Raw genomic sequence first — 20160 nt, forward strand, 5'->3', positions numbered from 1 at the left:
GGCCGGGACCCACGCGCGAGCGGTGAGATGCTCGAGGCCGCCGTCACCGCCGGGCTCACCGCAGCCGGCGTCGATGTGCTGTCGGTGGGCGTGCAGCCTACTCCCGCAGTCGCGTACCTCACCGCCGCGTACGGCGCCGACCTCGGAGTGATGATCTCCGCGTCGCACAATCCCATGCCGGACAACGGCATCAAGATCTTCGCGGCGGGTGGGCACAAGCTCGAGGACTCGGTCGAAGACCGCATCGAAGCGGTACTCCAGGGCGAGAACGGATCACCGGCACGCCCCACCGGAGCAGGGATCGGACGCGTCCGGGTCGCCGAAGACGCTGTGGACCGTTATCTCGCGCACCTCGCGTCGACGATGCATCATCCCCTCACGGGTCTGACGGTTGTCGTCGACTGTGCGCACGGTGCGGCGTCACGCGTCGGCCCCGAAGCCTACGAGGCCGCCGGCGCGACGGTGATTGCAATCGGTGCGGAGCCCGACGGGCTCAACATCAATCTCGAGTGCGGCTCGACACATCTCGAAGGCTTGCAGAAAGCTGTGCTGGAACACGGCGCGGATCTGGGTCTCGCTCACGACGGGGATGCCGACCGTTGCCTCGCGGTGGACGCGTCCGGTGCCGTCGTCGACGGCGACGCCATCATGGCGATCCTGGCGCTGAGCATGCACGAGTCGGGTGAACTGCGCGACGGCACGCTGGTCACGACGGTGATGAGCAACCTCGGCCTCCACCTCGCGATGAAGGACGCCGGAATTGCCGTCCGGACCGTCGGGGTCGGGGACCGCTACGTGCTCGAGGAACTGCGCCGCGGGGGATTCAGCCTCGGTGGCGAACAGTCCGGGCACATCGTTCTCCCCGCTCACGGCACGACCGGCGACGGCGTGCTGACGGGACTGCGGCTCATGGAACGGATCGCCGCGACCGGACGCTCGCTCACCGAACTGGCGTCGGTGATGACCATCCTCCCGCAGGTGCTCGTCAACGTCCGGGTGAGCGACAAGGCGGCGGTGTCGAACGATCCCGCTGTCGCGAGCGCCGTCGCCGAAGTGGAGCGTGAACTCGGCGAGACCGGACGCGTGCTGCTGCGGCCCTCCGGGACAGAGCAACTCGTCCGCGTCATGGTCGAGGCCGCCGACGACAGCCATGCCCGCGCTCTCGCCGACCGGCTGGCCGGAGTCGTGGCGGGCGTCTGACGCCAGGACAGCCCCTCATCCGGTCCCCGCTGGGACCGTATCGGCACCACGCCCCCTCCCGACCCCTCCACGATGAGGGAACCGGAGGGGGCGTCGCTGCGTCCAACCCTGCGAACGCAGTGCGGGGGAGGGGCGGGACATGGCAGCACCACGGGATCGTGTGCGATTCGACGAGCAGGGCGTCACGTCGATAGCGGGTCGATTGGCGAGATCCGCGGACGACACCGATCACGAATGCCGTCATGTGCTGGGAAACCTCGAGTTCGGTCCACGCACAGCCGGCGAGCACTACCGCAATTGTGGCGCCGTCGTCGAAGACGGATACCGGCGAGTGCGCCGGGCCTGTGACGAGTGGGTGGCGACGGTGAACGCACACGTGGATGCGCTGCGCACCGCAGCCGACCATTACACCGAGCGCGATGCGGCGACAGCGGACGATCTGGCCCGTGTGCCGGGCCCGGATACCCTCCGGGGCGATCCCGGCCGCTGGTCACGATGACGCCGGCACCCGACCCGGCCCGCATCCTCGAGACGGGCGCCGGCGGTCTGACGTTCTTCGCCGAATACCTCCCCTGTGCGCATCAGCTGGTCATCGCGTCTTCCGTCACGGCCGAGTCGCTGCGGGAGAGGTACGACGAACAGCGCGGCCTCGATCTCGCCACGCTCGTCGCCGACGCCTCGGATCTTGCTCGGCTCGCCTGTCTGCTCGGCGGGCATGTCGAGGATCAGAGCGGTCACGTGCGTGGCCTGCCGCGAGTCTGGCAGGGACGTGCCGCCGACACCGCCCGGTCGCGCCTGGACGCCGTCGTCGGCCAGGGGTGGGCACTGCAGAGCGGGGTGGACGCGCTCTCGCGTGCTCTCGCCACCGCTGCGGCGGACATCGCTGCGATCGTCGGCGACAAGGCGCGCGTCGTCGGCGCGCTCGAGGGACGCCTCGTCGGCGGACGTACTGCCGACGAAGTCCGGGTGATTGTTGCCGGCGCGTCGGGCGGGTCCGGCGGTCCCACTCCGGATCAGGTGGCGGGCTGGTTTCCTCCCGTCGATCGCGTGTCAGGCGACCCGGCTGCCACGGCGGAGTCGTGCTCGCGATGGCTACGCGAGACGTTCACCCCGGAGTTCGGCGCTGCGATCGACGGTGTGCTGCGAGTCTGTGACGATACCGATCGAACGATCAGATCTGTATTCGACTCTCTGGCAGCATCATTCGCCAGTATCGAAGACCTCGGTGGGGTGGGAGCCGCGTTCGGCGGGTCGGTGCCGGGCAGTATCCGATCGGGCTTCGCTCCGAACGTGCCGCCGTCGGGGGATGACGGGAGCGACCCGGTACGAGCAGGAGTAGATCTCGTCGTCGCGGCAGCGGGGCTCGCCGGTGCCGTACTCGACCTGGCCGGATCGGGAGTGCGGGCCGCGACCGCGATGCTCGACGCCGCCACGGATGCCGCGATGTCGCCCGGCGCCACACCGCCCGCCGCGCCTCCCGATGCGGAGCCGTCCGCGCCAGGCTCGGCAACGCCGACGACCCGATCCGACGGGGAAACAGAGCCGTCCGGCAGATCCGAGGAACCGTCGGCGTCGAACCTGGTGCCGGTGGAACCAGTGGTGGACGCGTCCCCCGATCAATTGCCGACCGAGAACCCGAGCGCGGTCGCCACACCTGTGGGCAATTCGCCGCCGGAGCCGGTGGGTGACGAGATCCATCCATCCGGGACGCCCGCAAGTGGCATCCCCCCGGTGGCCGTTCCGCGCGCGTCCGGCCGCCGCGACACCTCGACATCTCCCCCTGCTCCGGCCGTTGCCGAGACGGATCGGGCGAGCGTGCGACCCGGTGACCCCGACGGTGGGGTGGTACTTGCCGAAGCCGGGCCGCTCTGACACCCGGGGAAGGCGCAGTCGCCGTGGGCGATCGCGCGTCGAGCAGGATCAGCGTCCGAGAAGAAGATTGATCTGGCTGCCGAGTTCGCGGTCGATCGAATTGGGGTCGGTGAGCGCGATGGAGCCCGGAATCTCGGCGGTCGGGTCGGAGAAGGCCGCGTAGGTCTTGTCCCCGTTCAGCCGGTGGAGCAGGAAACCGGTGAGCAGCGAGCGGGTGTGCTGCTGCGTGCGCCGCTCGTTCCCGCCGATACCGAGAGCGGCGAGCAGGCGACGGCCCTCGGCGAGGCCGTTGTCGTCGGACTTCTCCACGACGCGCAGTTGCACGTCGCCGCCCCACGATGCGGCCACCGCTGCCGCGTCGCTGGTCATCGACCCGACGCTCTTCTCGCCGACGAGGACCAGACCGGGAGCGGTGACCTGCGCCGCGGCGTCCGACGCGCGCGGTGAGGTCGGTGCCGGGTAGAGCGATGCGACCGCAGCCACCTCGCGGCGCGCGGCAGCCAGCACTGCGGCGCCCGCACCGAACCCGTGGCCGACGAACGCGAGACGGTCCGGATGGACGCTGATGCGTCCCGTGCCGAGTCGCACGCCGAGGCAGATGTCGAGTGTGGTGTGCAGGTCGGTGGCGAGCCCCACAGCCGACGGGACCGGGCCGCGTTCGGTGCTGGGAGCCCCGACGACGATGCCCCACGACGCGAGATGCTCGAACAGTGCTGTGTACTTGCCTACATTCGTGAGCCAGCCGTGCCCGAACGCCACTGCCGGAAGGTTGAACCCTTCGGCGGGGGTATAGACCACGCCGGGTTGTCCCGCGAGCGCCAGGTCGCCGCGCAGCACCGAGTGCGGACCGCGCTTGGACAGTTCCTTAGCCAGGGATTTCGGGTTCGCCGCCACGGCGTGAACGTTAGCGGATACGCCGCGGAGGCGGGTCCGGTGTGCCCGTGACGTGCGTGTCGCGCGAAGTCGGTGCGCGTCGTGCCCGGGTAGCTGCCCGCGGGCGGCCGAGTTCCCGATGAGTTGCGGTCGTCCAGCCCGCGACCAGTACCCTGCTAACCATGTGCGGAATCGTGGGGTATGTCGGGCACCGTCGTGCTCTCGACGTCGTAGTCGAAGCGCTGCGGCGGATGGAGTACCGGGGTTACGACTCGGCCGGAATCGCCATTCTCGACGGTCGAGGCGGATTGGCAGTGGAGAGAAAGGCCGGGCGTCTGGCCAACCTCGAGGCCGAACTCGCCGAGATCGGGGAGGACCACTTCGCAGGCACCGCCGGAATGGGCCACACCCGATGGGCGACACACGGCCGCCCCACCGACCGCAACGCGCACCCGCACCGGGACGTGACCGGCAAGGTCGCCGTCGTGCACAACGGCATCATCGAGAACTTCGCACCGCTGCGCGAAGAACTCGAGAAGGACGGCGTGGAGCTGGCCAGCGACACCGACACCGAGGTCACCGTGCACCTCGTGGCCCGTGCCTACGCCGAAGGCCCGACCGCCGGGGACTTCGTGGAAAGTGCGCGCAGCGTGCTGCGCCGCCTCGAAGGTGCGTTCACACTCGTCTTCACCCATGCCGACCATCCCGGCACGATCGTCGCCGCTCGACGCTCGACACCGCTGGTCGTCGGCGTCGGGGACGGCGAGATGTTCGTCGCCTCCGATGTCGCCGCGTTCATCGAGTTCACCCGCGACGCCGTCGAACTGGGCCAGGACCAGGTCGTCGTCATCACCGCGGACTCGTACGAGGTCACCGACTTCGACGGCAACACCGGTGTACGCACCCAGCCGTTCACCATCGACTGGGATCTCGCCGCCGCCGAGAAGGGCGGCCACGACTACTTCATGCTCAAGGAGATCGAGGAACAGCCCGGCGCGGTGGCCGACACTCTGCGCGGGCACTTCGTCGACAACCGCATCGTGCTCGACGAGCAGCGGCTCTCCGATCAGGAACTGCGCGACATCGACAAGGTGTTCGTCGTCGCGTGCGGCAGTTCCTACCATTCCGGTCTCGTCGCGAAGTATGCGATCGAGCACTGGACCCGCCTGCCCGTCGAGGTGGAACTGGCTTCCGAGTTCCGGTACCGCGACCCGGTGCTGGACCGTTCGACGCTGGTGGTCGCCATTTCGCAGTCCGGGGAGACCGCCGACACCCTCGAAGCGGTGCGGCACGCCAAGGACCAGAAGGCTCGTGTGCTCGCGGTGTGCAACACCAACGGCGCGCAGATCCCGCGTGAGGCCGACGCGGTGTTGTACACCCGTACCGGTCCGGAGATCGGGGTGGCGTCGACGAAGGCGTTCCTGGCGCAGATGGCCGCGAACTACCTGGTCGGCTTGGCTTTGGCGCAGGCCCGGGGCACGAAGTATCCCGACGAGGTGGCACGCGAGTACGAGGATCTGGCGGCGATGCCGGAGAAGATCGCACAGGTGCTCGAGGGTATGGATTCGGTCCGGCAACTCGCGCGGGACCTGTCGGCCTCGCCGGCGGTGCTGTTCCTGGGCCGGCACGTCGGGTATCCGGTGGCGCTCGAAGGCGCTCTCAAACTCAAGGAACTGGCGTACATGCACGCCGAGGGGTTCGCGGCCGGTGAACTCAAGCACGGTCCGATCGCGCTGATCGAGGACGGTCTGCCCGTGATCGTGGTGATGCCGTCGCCGAAGGGCCGCGCGGTGCTGCACAGCAAGTTGCTCAGCAACATCCGGGAGATCCAGGCGCGTGGCGCGGTGACCGTGGTGATCGCGGAGGAGGGCGACGAGACCGTGCGCCCGTTCGCCGACCATCTCGTCGAGATCCCGTCGGCGCCGTCGTTGCTGCAGCCGTTGTTGTCGACGGTGCCGTTGCAGGTGTTCGCGGCCGAGGTCGCGCAGGCACGCGGGTACGACGTCGACAAGCCCCGTAACCTCGCGAAATCCGTCACGGTCGAATAACCCGGACCACGCCGCCGGGCGGCACGAGGCTCCCAGGAGGGGCGATGCGCAGCTACTACCCGTGCGAGGCGGTGCGAGCCGCGGAGGCGCCGCTGCTGGCCTCGCTGCCGGAGGGCACGCTGATGCGCCGGGCGGCGCACGGTCTGGCGACCGTCGCCGCGGCGGAACTGCGTGCCGTCACCGGGGGAGTCGCCGGGAGACGGGTTGTTCTGCTCGTCGGGTCCGGCGACAACGGCGGGGACGCCCTGTGGGCCGGGTCGTTCCTCCGCCGGCGTGGCTGCGCGGTGACCGCACTGCTCCTCGATCCGGACCGTGCGCACCCCGCCGGTCTCGCCGCACTGAAGGCTGCCGGGGGTCGTGCCGTGCCGGCCCGGCCCGAGCATCTCGGTGACCCCGACCTGGTGCTCGACGGCATCGTCGGAATCTCCGGTCGCGGCCCACTGCGTCCCGCCGCCGCCGACATCGTCGACGCGATCACCGCGCCGATCGTCGCGGTGGACACGCCGAGCGGCGTCGACCCCGACACCGGCGCCGTGGACGGCCCGGCGGTGAGCGCAACCGTGACCGTCGCGTTCGGGGCCCTCAAACCGGTCCACGCACTCGCGTCACCCCGGTGCGGCCGGGTCGAACTCGTCGACATCGGACTCGAACTCCCCGAATCCCGCCTGATCGCTGCCGAGGCCGCCGAGGTGGGAGCCATCTGGCCGGTACCGGGCCCGGACGACGACAAGTACAGCCAGGGCGTAGTCGGTGTCTCCGCGGGCAGCGCGAAGTACCCCGGGGCAGCGGTCCTGTGTGCGGGGGCAGCCGTCGCCGCGACCTCCGGCATGGTCCGCTACGCCGGTTCCGCGTCGGCCGAAGTTCTTGCCCATCGCCCCGAAGTGGTGGCCGCACCCTCGGTCGCGGAGGCCGGTCGCGTGCAGGCCTGGGTCGTGGGCCCGGGCGGCGGCACGGGCACCGAGGCCGCCGAGACCCTCCGGGCAATTCTGGCCACCGATCTGCCGGTCCTGGTCGACGCCGATGGGCTGACCGTGCTCGCGCGCAACCCGGACCTGGTTCGGGGACGTGCCGCCCCGACCCTGCTCACTCCTCACGCGGGTGAGTTCGCACGGCTCACCGGGGCACGACCCGAACCGGACCGGGTCGCAGCGGTACGCACACTCGCCGCGGAGTGGGGCGTCCATGTCCTGCTCAAGGGGCACGTGACACTGATCGCACGGCCCGACGGCCTGGTGTTCGTCAACGACGCCGGAGGGTCCTGGGCCTCGACGGCGGGCGCCGGCGACGTGCTGTCCGGAACGATCGGCGCGCTGCTGTCGTCGGGGATGCCCGTCGATCTCGCCGCTGCCGCCGGTGCTCGGGCACATGCGTTGGCCGCCAACCTCGCTGCTTCCGGCGGCACGCCCGGGGAAGGCCTGCAAGCAGCGTCGGCGGCGCCGGTGTCGGCGAGTGCGATCCTCGCCTCGCTGCACGACGCCGTGCGGTTGCTCCGTACCTATATGCCCGAATCGTGACCGGACGCGCCGGACCACGGCGTCCGTACAAAAACGGGCAGTGGCAGGATCGAGAGACGTGACCACGACCCAGCACACCCTGCCTTCAGCCCGAAACGCCCGCCCTCAAGCCGAGGCGGTCATCGATCTGGACGCGGTCGCCGAGAACGTTCGGCGGCTCCGGGAGTTCGCCGGGGACGCTGCCGTCATGGCGGTGGTCAAGGCCGACGCCTACAACCACGGAGCCGTGCCCGTCGCGAAGGCTGCGCTCGCCGCCGGCGCCCGTGAACTCGGGGTCACCACACTCGGTGAAGCCATCGAACTGCGTGCCGCCGGAATCGAGGCGCCGGTGCTGTCCTGGCTCCACGCCTCCGACGCGGACTTCGCACCCGCCATCGTGGCGAACGTCGAACTCGGCGTCTCCTCGCCCCGCCACCTCGAGTCGATCGTCGCAGCGGCGCATTCCACCGGGACGACGGCGTCGATCGCGGTGAAGGTCGACACCGGACTCAACCGCAACGGCGTCGCCCCCGACGAGTGGGACGTGTTCGTCGACGATCTTGCGCGCGCCCAGGCCGAGGGGTCGGTGCGGCTGCGCGGTGTGTTCTCCCACCTCGCGCACGGGGACGAACCCGAGCACCGCGTCAACGACGAGCAGCGTGACCGTCTGAAGGAGGCGGTCGCAGATCTGCGACGCCGGTCGTTGTCTCCGGAGGTAGTGCACCTGGCGAACTCCGCTGCCACGCTCACCCGCCCTGACCTGCGATTCGATATGGTTCGGCCCGGAATTGCGATGTACGGTCTGACACCCATTCCGGAACGCGGCGACTTCGGGTTCCGTCCGGTGATGACAGTACGGACGAAGGTGATTCTGGTGAAGAAGGTTCGAGCAGGGACGGGCGTGTCGTACGGGCACAGCTGGATCGCTCCCACCGACACGACGGTGGCACTTCTGCCGATGGGATACGCCGACGGCATCCGCCGCAATCTCAGCGGGCGGATCGAGGTGCAGCTCGGCGGCCGGCGGCGGCCGCAGATCGGCCGGATCTGCATGGACCAGGTCGTCGTCGACCTCGGCCCGGACGGTGCCGGAGTAAACGAAGGCGACGAGGCGTTCTTCTTCGGTGACGGTCGTCACGGTGAGCCCGGAGCCCAGGATTGGGCCGAGAAGCTCGACACGATCAACTACGAGATCGTCACGGGCATCGGCGGGCGCACCGTGCGAACCTACGTCGGGGGCGAAGGGAGCGTGACGCCATGACGGTCTTGGGCCGAATGGGCATGCTCGGGTCCAGCCTGATCACACTCGCCTCCTCGGCCGGCCTCTACGCGGTCCGTACCGCGGGAATGCCCGCCCACGAACTCTACGAGGACGAAGATTTCGACGCGATCCTGCGGCTGCCGAAACGGGTGATCCACTCCGAAGACGACGTCTCGCTCGTCGTCCGGGAGGCCGGATCGCCGTTCGCGCCGCTCACCGTGGTTTTTGTGCACGGCTACTGCCTGCGCATGCAGTCGTGGCACTTGCAGTACCGGCACATCGCCGAGCGCTGGGGCCGCGACGTGCGGATGGTCTTCGTCGACCAGCGGGGGCACGGCGAGTCGGGTGCCTCGGGGTCGAAGACCTGCACCATCGCCCAACTGGGCCGCGACCTCGGACGTGTCATCGACGCCACAGCCCCGGCCGGGCCGGTGGTCGTGGTGGGACATTCGATGGGTGGGATGACCACCATCGCGCTGGCGGCGCAGCGCCCCGAACTGTTCGGGCCGCGGGTCGTGGCAGTGGGATTGCTCGCCACCACCGCAGCCGGGCTCAGCAAGAGCGGGATCGGGCGCAACCTCGACAACCCGGTCATCGACGCCTTTCGGTACGCCGCACGCACGGCGCCGGGTTTCGTGCAGCAGGCGCGAGGCATGGCGCGGGCGATCGTGTCACCCATCCTGCGGGCCGCGTCGTACGGCACCGTGGTCAGCCCGCGTCTGGTCCGGTTCTCCGACCGGATGCTCGACGAGACGCCCGTCCTCACCATCGTGAACTTCCTGCGCACACTCGAGCTGCACGACGAGTCCGCAGCGCTGCCGGTGCTCGGCACCGTGCCGGTTCTGGTGCTGTCGGGGGACGCCGACATGGTGATTCCCTATGCGAGTTCCGAGGATCTCGCCGAGGCGCTGCCCGACGTCGAACTCAAGCGGGTGCGCGGTGCAGGCCACCTGGTGCAGCTCGAATTCCCCGAAGTTGTCAACCGGGCGGTGGACCGCCTGATCCAGCGCGGTTTCGCGCACGACGTATCGACCAGGCGGTCCGCAATTGTCTGACGACCAGACCCGGGACACCGGGTCACGAAGCATCGAACTCGAGACCGTCGAGGACACGGAAGCGTTCGGCAGGCGGCTCGCTGCCGACCTGCACGCCGGGGATCTCGTGGTCCTCGACGGCCCTCTCGGCGCGGGGAAGACCGCGCTCACCCGCGGAATCGCCGCCGGTCTCGGGGTTCAGGGACGCGTGACGTCGCCGACCTTCGTGATCGCCCGCGAGCACCGCCCCGGCAGCGCCGACGGCCGGCCGCCGGTCGGCCTGGTGCACGTCGACGCGTACCGGCTCGGCAACGGTCCCGGGGCACTGGACGAACTCGATGCGCTCGACCTGGACACCGATCTGGCGGATGCGGTGGTGGTCGTGGAATGGGGCGAGGGACTCGTCGAGAAGCTCACCGACCGGCATCTGCGTGTGCGTCTGCGCAGGGATCCCGACAGCGACGTCCGCCGGGCGGAGTGGGCCTGGGTGGGCTGACGGACTCGAACGGCGGGTACGCTGGTACATCGTGCTCGTGCTCGCCGTCGATACCGCAACCCCCGCCGTGACCTCCGGACTCGTCCGTCTCGGCGGCGGCGCCCGTCCCGAGACTCTGGCGTCGCGCGTCACGGACAACCCTCGCGCGCACGCGGAGGTACTCACTCCCCAGATTCTCGAATGCCTCGCCGACGCGGGACACACACCGGCAGAACTCGACGCGATCGTCGTCGGCGTCGGGCCCGGCCCGTTCACCGGGCTGCGCGTCGGCATGGTGACAGCCGCCGCGTTCGGCGACGCCCTGGGCATTCCCGTGTACGGAGTGTGCACACTCGACGCGATCGCCGCCGATGTCCGTCGTCTCGACGGTGACGTCGACGGCGGAGACCTGCTCGTCGTCACCGACGCCCGTCGCCGGGAGATCTATTGGGCGCGGTACAAGCAGGATCAGCGTGTCGAGGGCCCCGAAGTTCGTAAACCGGCCGAGGTCACCGCGGAGCCGTCGGTGCGAGTCGCGGGTTCGGCGCCGCACGCCGCGCTGTTCGACGTGCCCACCGTGGACGTGCAGACACCGTCCCCGGCCGGCCTGGTGGCAGTGGCCGCGGAGGCGATCGGCTCCGGCGCGACCCCCGATCCGCTGGTGCCGATGTATCTGCGCCGTCCCGACGCGGTGGAGACTGCGGACCGGCGAGCATGACTCGCACGACGATCGACGCATTGCGGCCCGAGGACGCCGACCGTTGTGCGGAACTCGAAACGATCTTGTTTCCCGGTGACGGTCCGTGGAGTGCGGCCGCGTTCCGGTCCGCACTGGCGTCGCCGAACAATCATTACGTCGCCGCTCGGGACGCCGACGGACGGGTCCTGGGGTATGCCGGACTCGCCCGCCTGGGTCCGGCCGTCTTCCCCGAATCCGAAGTCCACACCATCGGCGTGGATCCCGCTGCGCGCCGGCAGGGCATCGGCGGCGCACTGCTCGCGAACCTGCTCGCGGCCGCCGATCGGTGGGGCGGCCCGGTGTTCCTCGAAGTGCGTACCGACAACGACGCCGCGATCGCCCTGTACCGGCGTGAGGGCTTCGAGATCGTCGGAACCCGAAAGAACTACTACCAGCCGAGCGGCGCCGACGCGTACACCATGAAGCGTCCGGATCCGCGAGAGGAGCGACAACCGTGACCACGGTGAGCGCACTGCCCAAGAATCCCATCGTGATGGGTATCGAGAGTTCGTGCGACGAGACCGGTGTCGGAATCGTGCGGTGGACCGGTGACGGCACCCTCGAACTTCTCGCCGACGAAGTCGCCTCGAGCGTGGACGAGCATGCCCGGTTCGGGGGAGTGGTTCCGGAGATCGCGTCCAGGGCGCATCTCGAAGCGATGGTGCCGACGATGCGACGTGCGCTCGCCGCGGCCGGGATCGACAGGCCCGACGCGGTGTGCGTCACCATCGGACCTGGTCTCGCCGGTGCGCTGCTCGTCGGAGTGGCCGCCGCCAAGGCATACGCGGCAGCGTGGGACGTGCCCTTCTACGCGATCAACCATCTCGGTGGCCACGTCGCGGTGGACACCCTCGAGCACGGACCGATGCCGCCGTGCATTGCTCTGCTCGTCTCGGGCGGGCACACGCACCTGCTCCATGTCGAGGACATCGGCAAGCCCATCGTGGAACTCGGCACGACTGTAGACGACGCAGCAGGTGAAGCGTTCGACAAGGTGGCCCGGTTGCTCGGTCTCGGTTATCCCGGCGGACCCGAAGTGGATCGGCTCGCCAGAGAAGGCGATCGCACGGCGGTGGTGTTCCCCCGCGGGATGACCGGGTCACGCGACTCCCGCCACGACTTCTCGTTCTCCGGGCTGAAGACGGCCGTCGCGCGCTTCGTCGAGGCGAAACAGCGTGCGGGTGAACCTGTTCCGGTCGCCGACGTCGCCGCGGGTTTCCAGGAGGCGGTGGCCGATGTGCTCACCATGAAGGCCGTCCGGGCCGCGAAGGATCTCGGTGTCGACACCCTCGTGCTCGGTGGCGGGGCGACAGCGAACAGCCGACTGCGGGAACTGGCCGAAGAGCGTTGCGCGGCAGCAGGTATGACGCTGCGGGTGCCCCGGCCGAAACTCTGCACGGACAACGGTGTGATGATCGCAGCGCTCGGCGCGCACTTGATCGCCGGCGGTGCGGCACCGTCCTCGCTGGGTGCGGCCACCGATCCCGGCCTGCCGGTATCCGTGTCGCAGGTCTCCGCCTGACCGTCCCCGCGCGGCGTCAGCCGCCGGTGTCGGCGTTCTCCGGAGGGATGACAACGGTGCCGGTCTCGCCCGAGAGCGGCGTCCCGGGCGCGACGGCCGGTGCGCCCTCTGTCGTCGTAGGCGCCGGCGACGGAGCGATCCCCGGGTCGGACGGTTCCGTACCCGGTTGATCGCTCGGTTCCGGTGACACCGGAATCGGACTCGTGGTGTCCGGAAGTGTGGTGTCGTCGGGCCCCGGTGTGGTCGACGGGTCCGGTGTGGTGCTCGACGGCGGCGCAGTGGTGGTGTCGCGATCGGGGAAGGTCTCGTCGGGCGAGACCTCGGGGGTGGGCACCTGGTCGATCGGGGTGGGGGTCACCGTGGTTCCACCGGACCGGGGATTCGACGTGCTCGATCCGGGGATGTCCGTGTCGAGGATGGCCGGAGGGAGCATGTCGGCGGTCGGTGCGGGCGGGAACTGTGCGTCCGAGGTGAGAGTCGAGATCGGCAGGGAATCCGGGTCCTGGGACGGGATCGCGGTCTCGGTGGGCGCCCGGGGTGCGTCCTCGTTCGCCGGGGGTACCGCTCCGCTCGTCATCAACGGCGAGACCGGCCCGCCGGCGGTGTCGCGGCCGGCGAAATGCTCGGTGGCGAAACCCGCGAGGATCGCGCTCAGCACGAGTACACCGGCAAGCGTGCCCGAGAGTCGTCCGCTCGTTTTGCCGCGACGCGTCCTCGACGACCCGACCAAGGGATAGGCCGCTGCCTCGGCCGACTCGCCGATCAGGGCGGCGCCCTGAGCCGCAGCGGATGCAGGCTCGGCCACGCGCATGGTGTCGCCGTCGAACGCGCCCGCAATTGCGTCGGCCAGGGCGGGAACGCCGGCCGCGCCACCGACCAGTGCGAGTGTCCGTGGGTGCGGTGTCGATCCGGTGCAGATGCGCCGCGTGAATGCGGCAGCCGTGTCGGCGAGGTCGGCGCTCAGTTCGTGGAGGTCGGCGCGGGTGAGGGTGACGGACGCGTCGGGTCCCGCTTCCGCGATGTCGATCCGCGCGACGTCGGCGGTGGTGAGTACCTCCTGGGCGCCCTGGCACCGGGCGGCGAGCAACTCGGAGTCGATCCGGCGGCGGGTGCGCATCGTGCTCGTGGAGCGGAGGACCCGTTCGTAGATCCGTGTTCCGAGCGCGTTGCCGCTGACTTCTTCGGTGCGTGCAGAGCGAAGGACGGTGCCGGTGGACTGGTCCAGGACGGACACCGTGGTGCCCGTGGCACCGAGATCGGCGATCGCGACCGTTCCCGCTTCGGAGCGAAGGCCCACGGTGCGGAGGAATGCGAGCATCGCAGCGGTTTCGGGGACGAGTCGTACGTGTCGTCCCTCGCGTTCGGCAGCGAGACGTACGGTCTCGGCTTGTTCGTCGGTGCGGTAGGCGACGTTGACAACAGGACGATCCGCCAGGTGCGCGCACATCAGGGAGACGGCGTCGAACACAAGATCACCGAGTTCACGGCTTCGGTCGGAATCGGCAGCCAGTCGGCGGTACTCGGTGGTGGATCCGGTCTCCGTGTCGACCCGTAGGGCCGAACCGACACCTGACGTTCCCACGGAGATGCCTAGCGACGTGGGCATAAGTTCACCTCTCGTGCATGACCGGTGCTCGGGCGGGGTTCTTTTCCCTCTCTGGGGTCACCGTATGGTCACGCTCTCGATTTCGTTATGCAACCGTAACATAATTCTGTATGTGGTGACTCGGCTCGGCGCGTCGGCCCCGGCCCCTCTTGAGTGGCTGGCACTCTCATGTATAGAGTGCTAGTGACACCGAGCGTTGATCCGGCACCCGCGACGACGGGTCTGCGTACGGCGTCACCCGTGGTGACTGAACAACCCCGCGTCCGAGGACATCGAGAGCTTCGGACCCAAAAACCCCTGAAAGTGGAGGGCTCATCGTGGCGAGCGTGAACATCAAGCCGCTCGAGGACAAGATCCTCGTCCAGGCCAATGAGGCCGAGACGACGACTGCCTCCGGCCTCGTCATCCCGGATACGGCGAAGGAGAAGCCCCAGGAGGGCACCGTCGTCGCTGTAGGCCCCGGCCGCTGGGACGAAGATGGCGACAAGCGCATCCCGCTCGACGTCAAGGAAGGCGACGTCGTCATCTACAGCAAGTACGGCGGAACCGAGATCAAGTACGCCGGCGAGGAGTACCTGATCCTGTCTGCGCGCGACGTCCTGGCTGTCGTCGCCAAGTAGGCCGCACACATTCCGCCCCGGAGTTCCGTCATGGACCCGGGGCGGAATCCGTTGCGGATCACCCGAGTCCAGGAGTAGCCGGAGAACATGTCCAAACAAATCGAGTTCAACGAGACCGCGCGCCGAGCACTCGAACGCGGTGTCGACCAGCTCGCCGACGCCGTCAAGGTCACCCTCGGCCCGCGTGGGCGGCACGTCGTGCTCGCCAAGGCTTTCGGTGGCCCCACCGTCACCAATGACGGTGTCAGCATCGCCCGGGAGATCGAACTGGCAGACCCGTTCGAGAATCTCGGCGCTCAGCTCGTCAAGAGCGTTGCCACCAAGACCAACGACGTCGCGGGTGACGGCACCACCACCGCGACGGTTCTCGCGCAGGCGCTCGTCAAGGCCGGCCTGAGAAACATCGCCGCGGGAGCAAACCCGATGGCCATGGGTTCGGGCATCTCCAAGGGTGCCGACCGCGTCTGCGAAGCTCTGCTCGCGGCCGCCACCCCGGTCGAGGGCAAGAACGCCATCGCGCAGGTCGCCACGGTCTCGTGCCGTGACGCGGAAATCGGCGAGATGGTCGGCGAGGCCCTCACGCGGGTCGGCGAAAACGGTGTCGTCACGATCGAGGAATCCTCGACCATGCACACCGAACTCGTCGTCACCGAGGGTGTCCAGTTCGACAAGGGCTTCCTGTCCCCGTACTTCATCACCGACGTAGACACCCAGGAAGCCGTCCTCGAGGACGCGCTGATCCTGCTCTACCGCGAGAAGATCACCTCGCTTCCCGACTTCCTCCCGCTCCTCGAGAAGATCGCTGAATCGGGTAAGCCCGTTCTGCTCATCGCCGAGGACATCGAAGGCGAACCGCTGTCGACCCTCGTGGTCAACGCGATCCGCAAAACCCTCAAGGCTGTCGCGGTCAAGGCGCCGTACTTCGGCGATCGCCGCAAGGCGTTCCTCGACGACCTCGCGGTCGTCACCGCGGGTACGGTCATCAACTCCGATCTGGGCCTGTCCCTGAAGGAGGCCGGACTCGACCTGCTCGGCAAGGCACGTCGTGTCGTCGTCACGAAGGACAGCACCACGATCGTTGACGGCGCAGGCACGGCCGACGAGATCGAAGCACGCGCGGCGCAGTTGCGGCGTGAGATCGAGGCGACCGAGTCCGACTGGGACCGCGAGAAGCTCGAAGAGCGTCTGGCGAAGCTCGCGGGCGGCGTGGCGGTCATCAAGGTCGGCGCGGCCACCGAAACCGATCTCAAGGAACGCAAGTTCCGGGTCGAGGACGCCGTGAACGCGGCCAAGGCCGCCGTCGAAGAGGGCATCGTCCCCGGTGGCGGTTCGGCTCTGGTCCAGGCGTCGCTCTCGCTGCGTGAACTCGAAGACTCGCTCTCGGGCGACGAGGCGCTCGGTGTCGCGGTCCTGCGTACCGCGCTGACCGCGCCGTTGTACTGGATCGCCTCCAACGCCGGCCTCGACGGAGCCGTCGTGGTGAACAAGGTGACCGAAGCGGAGAAAGGCCACGGCTTCAACGCCGCGACCCTCACCTACGGCGACCTGCTCGCCGACGGTGTCGTCGATCCGGTGAAGGTGACGCGCTCGGCGGTTGTCAACGCGGCCTCGGTCGCGCGGATGATCCTCACCACCGAGAGTGCCATCGTCGAGAAGCCCGAAGAGGCTGCGGACGACAACCACGGTCACGGGCACGCTCACTAGGAGCGAACCGAGACACGAAACTCGAAGCCCCGCGCAGAGTTCCATGCGCGGGGCTTCGTCGTGTCGGAGAGCGGTGCCGGCTCGGGCCGTCGGGCGCTCGGCGGACGACGCTCGGACGTGCAGCCTGTAGGGCGGGGTCATCCGCACCGGGGCCGCATCACACGGCGACCTTGCGTCGGCGATGACGGGCGTACATCTCACGTTCGGTCTCCGACATTCCGCCCCAGATGCCGTACGGCTCGGCAACGGTGAGTGCGTGCTCGCGGCACTGCTCGAGCACGGGGCAACTACGGCACAGATCCTTCGCACGGCTCTCGCGCTGGGCGCGCGCACGTCCCCGTTCCCCGTCCGGATGGAAGAACATCGAGGAGTCCACTCCGCGACACTTGCCGTCCATCTGCCAATCCCACAGGTCCGCGTTGGGCCCGGGCAGGTGATTCGGTGCAGGCATGTGGCACTCCTTCGCAGCGTTGCTCGCATCAAGGACGAGCGGACCGTAGTTCGGTGATGGGGTACCCCCCATGCAGCCGAGCGAATCTTTGTTTCGAGCGAACTCACCGTAAAAGCGTTATCGATTCACCGTCAAGGGTTTCGATCAGTGGCGAAGTCCATAACAACAACGTCAAGAATTAACCCCTGAAATATTTACATTGTGACCGGGTCATGATGCAACCCGGCAGCCGAATGTCTTTCGAAATCCGGCGTTGCGGACATGGCCGGGATCGCTCATCGCCCTAACCAGTGCAAAGGCAGCGATGTGCCCGGTGTACGGGGTTTCGCCCTCGTCGCGGAGCCTCTTGTGCGCCGCCTTCGTTGGGCATACAAATTGTATGTTCTTAACGCTACGTTAAAGGAAATGTTCGAATTCGGTTCACTGGACGTTCGTCCTATTCCACTCTTCAAGACTATTTGCGCGCGCGGTGCGTATTTCTTGAAACATTCGGCCCGGATGGGGCGGGCCGAACGTCGGTGCGATGATTGTCCGATGTTCGCCAAAGGCCCCATGAAGGATGACATCGAATCGGCGGGGCCGCAGCGTTCGTTGCCGCCGAGTTCGCCCGGCACGGCGGCCGTGCTGGCCGCTGCGGCATTCGGCGCCGCCCCGGGCATGCATCCGCTCCCGGCAGCGCACGATGTGGAACAGCGGTGGCACCGCGCCGTGGCCCTGGGTGGCCAGGGGCGCTATGCCGCGGCGCGAGCCGAACTCTCGCGGCTCCGCCGGGAGGTCGGACCGACAGGGGCCTGGGCATCACTCGTCGCGAGTACCGAGGCGTCGCTGCTCCGCCAACTCGGAGGGCATCGGGTGGCTGCGGCGTCGGACGGCCGGGCGCTGGCGGCAGTAGGGACGGAGGCTGCCTCGCACGGGGATCCGGAGAACCGCATCCGTTGTGTCCGAGCTCGATGCGACGCACTGACCGGTCTTGCCGCCGACTCGCTGGGGACCGGGGGGCTCGCGGCTTCCCGGGACCTGCTGACACGGTGCACCGCGGTGCTGGACGAGGCGGAGGACGCCGACGGCGACGCACCCTTTCTGCGCCAGCGGATACGCCTCGCATGGGTGAGTGCCGAAACGGCTCTGGCCGGAGGGGACTTCTCCACCGCTCGTGTGTTCGCGGATCGTGCTGCCGCCCTCGCGTCGCGGTACGGATCGGTGCGGCACACGATCAAATCCGACCTGATCAGGGCCGCGTCGCTGACCGGCGATGTCGATTCGGAGCCGGCGCGTGAGCTCGCGAGAGAAGTGTTCGACCGTTGCGCGGAACACGGCTTGATCCCGCTCCGGTGGGCGGCAGCGATGATGCTCGCGGGCGTCGGTGGCTCCCCCGAGGCGGTAGCAGCGGTGAACGCATGCGCCGCAACGATCGTCCGCCGCGGTGGGCGATTTGTCCCGATGGGCGTCTGACCGGTACTGCCGTACCCGAACTGTCGGCCACTATCGCTACGCTAGGTGGGTTCCACGTCTCCGTGGAAGCACGCCCGGGTGGGGGATCGTGTCTCTGTAACGCCAGGACTTGCGCAATCGATGACTGTTATGGGTGAGGAGTGGGACGCCGCCGTTGTTGCGGCTGCGCAGGGTGATCGTGCTGCTCTCTCCCGAGTTCTCGAAGGTGTTCGACCGCTCGTCGTGCGGTACTGCCGCGCACGAGTGGGATCCGCAGAGCGCGGCCAGCTCTCTGCAGACGACGTAGCGCAGGAGGTGTGCCTGGCTGTGATGACTGCGTTGCCGAGATATCAGGACCAGGGACGCCCCTTCATGGCGTTCGTCTACGGCATTGCGGCCCACAAGGTCGCCGACGCACACCGCAGCGCGGCGCGTAATCGCGCCGAACCCGTTGCGGATGTGCCGGAAGTGATGTCGCTCGACGACAGCCCGGAGGAATTTGCGCTCAACTCGGAAGCCGGCCGGGAGATGAAGAAGCTTTTGGAGATTCTTCCGGAGAAACAACGCGAGGTCTTGATCTTGCGTCTGGTGATGGGGTTGTCGGCCGAGGAAACGGCCGTGGCAGTCGGAAGCACAGCGGGAGCGATACGAGTGGCTCAGCACCGAGCCATCGCCAGACTCAAGAAAGAAGTCACGAGAGCAGGTGAAAGGAATGGGTAGGAGGCGCAACTCGGGCGGCAGCTTCTCCGAGGATCTGCCCGACGGCGACGCTACCGTGGACATCTCTGCAGTCCGGCGAGACGACGCCCTCATCGACGCGATCTCGGGAAACGGTCCCGTCGAGACGGAATCGACCGAGGAATACGAACTCGCCACTCTGCTGGCCGGCTGGCGAGCCGAGATCCTGTCCGACCCGGTACCCGCGGAGCCGGACCTCGATCAGGTCGTCGCCGCCGTCCACAGGGAACTCGGTGCTCGTGACGCCCTCGCCTCACGGCGTGCGCGGTCGAAGAGCCAACTTCGCGTGATCCGCCCGATTGCCGGGGCTGCCGCGCTGGTGATGATTGCTCTCGGCGGCGCCACTGCGGTGTCCTACAGCGCAGAGCCCGGCGACCCGCTGTGGAGCGTGAAGCAGGTCGTGTTCAGCGAGCAGGCGCAATCGACAGAAGCCCGCATCGATACCACGTCGACGCTCGAACGCGCCGAGCAATTGATCGCCGACGGAAAGACCGACGAAGCGGAGCAATTGTTGCAGTCCGCCGAAGCGCGGTCGGCGCGGGTCACCGACCAGGGCGACCGCGATGCCCTCGGAGACTGGCTACAACGGTTGTCGGCCGAAATCGACAAACTGGCGCCCGCGCCGTCACCACTGCCACTGCCGCCGCCCTCGGACACTGCGGTGGTGCCCGCGCCCGACGTCGGGCAGATTCCGTCGGACACCCTCCTTCCCGTGGAGCCGGGGCCGCTTCCGACGACGCCCGGTCCCGTCGAGCCGTCGCAACCGGTACCGTCACCGCCCCCGCCGCCGATCGACCCCACCATTCTCGATGCGCCGCCGGCGTCCGACACTCCTTCGCCGACTCCGACGCCGTCACCGACCCAGCCCGGGACGACGGAACCGTCGAGCGGGACACCGGGGGATACGTCGCCGCTACCGCCCACCTCGCCTGCGTCTGCGTCGCATTCGCAGACGACGGCGAATTCGGAACCGGGTACTCCCTAGGGGGACGGTCTCGACCTGCTCACAGAAACGAGGGCCCAGCAGCGACGCAGGGGGGCCCACGTTGTCGTCGAGTGTGGGGGGGTCAGGGCCTGTCTCTTATACACATAA

At 68.5% G+C, this 20160-nt stretch carries 19 protein-coding genes; 16 read left to right on the top strand and 3 right to left on the bottom strand.

Going from position 1 to position 20160, the window contains the following annotated elements; translation table 11 throughout:
• The 3 genes from glmM to ACFWBU_RS19815 form a co-directional block, all read left to right on the top strand.
• On the top strand, positions 1–1200 hold a 1200-nt coding region (gene glmM / locus ACFWBU_RS19805; protein ID WP_378529042.1), incomplete at its 5' end, for a phosphoglucosamine mutase.
• Positions 1201–1339: 139 nt separating this feature from the next.
• Positions 1340–1699 (top strand): hypothetical protein, encoded by a 360-nt coding sequence (locus ACFWBU_RS19810; protein WP_296551764.1) that lies wholly within the window; start codon positions 1340–1342, stop codon positions 1697–1699.
• Positions 1696–3072, top strand: coding sequence for a hypothetical protein (locus tag ACFWBU_RS19815; RefSeq protein ID WP_378529043.1), 1377 nt, complete (start codon positions 1696–1698; stop codon positions 3070–3072). Before ACFWBU_RS19810 ends, ACFWBU_RS19815 begins: the two co-directional genes overlap by 4 nt.
• Positions 3073–3120: 48 nt before the next feature.
• Here the strand turns inward: ACFWBU_RS19815 and ACFWBU_RS19820 are convergent, their stop codons facing one another.
• Positions 3121–3966: a hypothetical protein gene (locus tag ACFWBU_RS19820; protein ID WP_378529044.1), complete on the bottom strand. Its 846-nt coding sequence runs from the start codon at positions 3964–3966 to the stop codon at positions 3121–3123.
• Between the two features lie 161 nt (positions 3967–4127).
• Between ACFWBU_RS19820 and glmS the strand changes: the two genes are divergently transcribed.
• Genes glmS through tsaD form a run of 8 tightly spaced genes read left to right on the top strand, consistent with a single transcriptional unit; the run spans position 4128 to position 12517 of the window.
• Positions 4128–5993: a glutamine--fructose-6-phosphate transaminase (isomerizing) gene (glmS, locus tag ACFWBU_RS19825; protein WP_169619936.1), complete on the top strand. Its 1866-nt coding sequence runs from the start codon at positions 4128–4130 to the stop codon at positions 5991–5993.
• Between the two features lie 44 nt (positions 5994–6037).
• Complete coding sequence (locus ACFWBU_RS19830; RefSeq protein WP_169619935.1) at positions 6038–7507, top strand: bifunctional ADP-dependent NAD(P)H-hydrate dehydratase/NAD(P)H-hydrate epimerase; 1470 nt, start codon at positions 6038–6040, stop codon at positions 7505–7507.
• 58 nt (positions 7508–7565) lie between these two features.
• Positions 7566–8747: an alanine racemase gene (alr, locus tag ACFWBU_RS19835; RefSeq protein WP_169619934.1), complete on the top strand. Its 1182-nt coding sequence runs from the start codon at positions 7566–7568 to the stop codon at positions 8745–8747.
• On the top strand, positions 8744–9802 hold the full coding sequence (locus tag ACFWBU_RS19840; protein ID WP_378529045.1) for an alpha/beta fold hydrolase: 1059 nt from the start codon (positions 8744–8746) through the stop codon (positions 9800–9802). The genes alr and ACFWBU_RS19840 overlap by 4 nt, the downstream gene beginning before the upstream one ends.
• Entirely contained in the window at positions 9795–10277 is a 483-nt protein-coding gene (tsaE, locus tag ACFWBU_RS19845; protein ID WP_169619932.1) for a tRNA (adenosine(37)-N6)-threonylcarbamoyltransferase complex ATPase subunit type 1 TsaE, read from the top strand. Before ACFWBU_RS19840 ends, tsaE begins: the two co-directional genes overlap by 8 nt.
• 31 nt (positions 10278–10308) lie before the next feature.
• Positions 10309–10974, top strand: a complete 666-nt coding sequence (gene tsaB / locus ACFWBU_RS19850) for a tRNA (adenosine(37)-N6)-threonylcarbamoyltransferase complex dimerization subunit type 1 TsaB (protein WP_378529046.1) — start codon at positions 10309–10311, stop codon at positions 10972–10974.
• The gene (gene rimI / locus ACFWBU_RS19855) at positions 10971–11453 is read left to right on the top strand and encodes a ribosomal protein S18-alanine N-acetyltransferase (protein WP_169619930.1); all 483 of its coding nucleotides are present in this window, start codon (positions 10971–10973) and stop codon (positions 11451–11453) included. Before tsaB ends, rimI begins: the two co-directional genes overlap by 4 nt.
• A 35-nt stretch (positions 11454–11488) precedes the next feature.
• Positions 11489–12517: a tRNA (adenosine(37)-N6)-threonylcarbamoyltransferase complex transferase subunit TsaD gene (gene tsaD, locus ACFWBU_RS19860; RefSeq protein ID WP_169620011.1), complete on the top strand. Its 1029-nt coding sequence runs from the start codon at positions 11489–11491 to the stop codon at positions 12515–12517.
• Between the two features lie 16 nt (positions 12518–12533).
• Here tsaD and ACFWBU_RS19865 read toward each other — a convergent pair whose 3' ends face one another.
• Complete coding sequence (locus ACFWBU_RS19865; protein ID WP_378529047.1) at positions 12534–14123, bottom strand: Hsp70 family protein; 1590 nt, start codon at positions 14121–14123, stop codon at positions 12534–12536.
• A gap of 317 nt (positions 14124–14440) precedes the next feature.
• Between ACFWBU_RS19865 and groES the strand changes: the two genes are divergently transcribed.
• Both groES and groL read left to right on the top strand, forming a co-directional pair.
• Positions 14441–14743, top strand: a complete 303-nt coding sequence (gene groES / locus ACFWBU_RS19870; RefSeq protein ID WP_006550071.1) for a co-chaperone GroES — start codon at positions 14441–14443, stop codon at positions 14741–14743.
• An 87-nt stretch (positions 14744–14830) separates the two neighbouring features.
• A complete protein-coding gene (gene groL / locus ACFWBU_RS19875) occupies positions 14831–16447 on the top strand; it encodes a chaperonin GroEL (protein WP_169619928.1) in 1617 nt (538 codons plus the stop codon).
• 157 nt (positions 16448–16604) lie between these two features.
• Here the strand turns inward: groL and ACFWBU_RS19880 are convergent, their stop codons facing one another.
• Positions 16605–16898: a WhiB family transcriptional regulator gene (locus ACFWBU_RS19880; RefSeq protein ID WP_072699558.1), complete on the bottom strand. Its 294-nt coding sequence runs from the start codon at positions 16896–16898 to the stop codon at positions 16605–16607.
• A 534-nt stretch (positions 16899–17432) separates the two neighbouring features.
• On the opposite strand from ACFWBU_RS19880, the gene ACFWBU_RS19885 reads away from it, so the two are divergent.
• The 3 genes from ACFWBU_RS19885 to ACFWBU_RS19895 all read left to right on the top strand — a co-directional run bounded on the left by ACFWBU_RS19885 (position 17433) and on the right by ACFWBU_RS19895 (position 20052).
• A complete protein-coding gene (locus ACFWBU_RS19885; RefSeq protein ID WP_378529048.1) occupies positions 17433–18350 on the top strand; it encodes a hypothetical protein in 918 nt (305 codons plus the stop codon).
• Between the two features lie 120 nt (positions 18351–18470).
• A complete protein-coding gene (locus ACFWBU_RS19890) occupies positions 18471–19049 on the top strand; it encodes a sigma-70 family RNA polymerase sigma factor (RefSeq protein WP_169651632.1) in 579 nt (192 codons plus the stop codon).
• Positions 19042–20052, top strand: coding sequence for an anti-sigma-D factor RsdA (locus ACFWBU_RS19895; protein WP_378529049.1), 1011 nt, complete (start codon positions 19042–19044; stop codon positions 20050–20052). Before ACFWBU_RS19890 ends, ACFWBU_RS19895 begins: the two co-directional genes overlap by 8 nt.
• The last annotated feature ends 108 nt before the right edge of the window (positions 20053–20160 follow it).

It is taken from the genome of Rhodococcus sp. NPDC060084 (assembly GCF_042730335.1).
GTDB lineage: Bacteria > Actinomycetota > Actinomycetes > Mycobacteriales > Mycobacteriaceae > Rhodococcus.

Excerpts from the sequence above, each read along its gene's own strand:
- ACFWBU_RS19810 (WP_296551764.1), top strand. The coding sequence starts at position 1,340 with ATGGCAGCACCACGGGATCGTGTGCGATTCGACGAGCAGGGCGTCACG.
- ACFWBU_RS19815 (WP_378529043.1), top strand. The coding sequence starts at position 1,696 with ATGACGCCGGCACCCGACCCGGCCCGCATCCTCGAGACGGGCGCCGGC.
- glmS (WP_169619936.1), top strand. The coding sequence starts at position 4,128 with ATGTGCGGAATCGTGGGGTATGTCGGGCACCGTCGTGCTCTCGACGTC.
- ACFWBU_RS19830 (WP_169619935.1), top strand. The coding sequence starts at position 6,038 with ATGCGCAGCTACTACCCGTGCGAGGCGGTGCGAGCCGCGGAGGCGCCG.
- ACFWBU_RS19840 (WP_378529045.1), top strand. The coding sequence starts at position 8,744 with ATGACGGTCTTGGGCCGAATGGGCATGCTCGGGTCCAGCCTGATCACA.
- rimI (WP_169619930.1), top strand. The coding sequence starts at position 10,971 with ATGACTCGCACGACGATCGACGCATTGCGGCCCGAGGACGCCGACCGT.
- tsaD (WP_169620011.1), top strand. The coding sequence starts at position 11,489 with ATGGGTATCGAGAGTTCGTGCGACGAGACCGGTGTCGGAATCGTGCGG.
- ACFWBU_RS19865 (WP_378529047.1), bottom strand. The coding sequence starts at position 14,123 with ATGCCCACGTCGCTAGGCATCTCCGTGGGAACGTCAGGTGTCGGTTCG.
- groL (WP_169619928.1), top strand. The coding sequence starts at position 14,831 with ATGTCCAAACAAATCGAGTTCAACGAGACCGCGCGCCGAGCACTCGAA.
- ACFWBU_RS19880 (WP_072699558.1), bottom strand. The coding sequence starts at position 16,898 with ATGCCTGCACCGAATCACCTGCCCGGGCCCAACGCGGACCTGTGGGAT.
- ACFWBU_RS19885 (WP_378529048.1), top strand. The coding sequence starts at position 17,433 with ATGTTCGCCAAAGGCCCCATGAAGGATGACATCGAATCGGCGGGGCCG.
- ACFWBU_RS19890 (WP_169651632.1), top strand. The coding sequence starts at position 18,471 with ATGACTGTTATGGGTGAGGAGTGGGACGCCGCCGTTGTTGCGGCTGCG.
- ACFWBU_RS19895 (WP_378529049.1), top strand. The coding sequence starts at position 19,042 with ATGGGTAGGAGGCGCAACTCGGGCGGCAGCTTCTCCGAGGATCTGCCC.